Origin of the sequence: Nonomuraea diastatica, assembly GCF_004349015.1 — a bacterium.
Lineage (GTDB): Bacteria > Actinomycetota > Actinomycetes > Streptosporangiales > Streptosporangiaceae > Nonomuraea > Nonomuraea diastatica.
In genome coordinates, this window is sequence record NZ_SMKP01000451.1 from 1 (window position 1) to 720 (window position 720).

1 protein-coding gene is annotated in these 720 nt (G+C 69.3%); it reads left to right on the forward strand.

What is annotated here, in order from left to right; translation table 11 throughout:
• Nucleotides 1–32 precede the first annotated feature (32 nt).
• Nucleotides 33–720 (forward strand): condensation domain-containing protein (locus E1294_RS52125; protein WP_246083907.1); only part of this gene is annotated, 688 nt, incomplete at its 3' end.

Sequence of the window (720 nt, forward strand, 5' to 3'; positions counted from 1 at the left end):
CGGCGTCGCTGTTCCACCTGGCCTGGGCGCTGGTGCTGGCCCGGCTGACCGGTCGCGACGACGTGGTGTTCGGTACGGTGCTGTTCGGGCGGATGCACGGCGGCTCCGGTGCCGACCGCGGCGTGGGATTGTTCATCAACACCCTGCCGGTCCGGGTCCGGCCCACCGCCGGGACCATCGGCGACGGCATCCGGGAGACGCATCGGCTGCTGACCGGTCTTCTCCGGCATGAGCACGCCTCGCTGAGCCTGGCGCAGCGGTGCAGTGGCATGCCGTCTGGCTCGCCACTGTTCACCAGCCTGCTGAACTACCGGCACAGCGCCGACCTCGCGCCGCTGAACCTGGACCTGGCCGAAGTCTGGCCCGGCATCGAAGTCCTGGCCAGCGAGGAGCGCACCAACTATCCCGTCGTCGTCATGGTCGACGACCTCGGAGAGGGCTTCCGGGTCAGCGCTCAGACTCAGGCACCGATGGACCCGGCCCAAGTGTGCGCCCTTCTCGACCAGGCCGTCACCGAACTCCTCGCCACCGACCGATCCCTTGACGGCGTGGACGTCCTTCCGCTGCCGGAACGCTGCCGGGTCCTTTCGGAGTTCAATCCGCAGGTCGAGGTGCCGTCGCCGGGTGTGGCGACGGTTGATGCGTGGGTGTGGGCGCGGATCGAGGAGTCTCCGGATGCGGTCGCGGTGGTTCACGAGGGCCGGGGGATGACCTATGGCG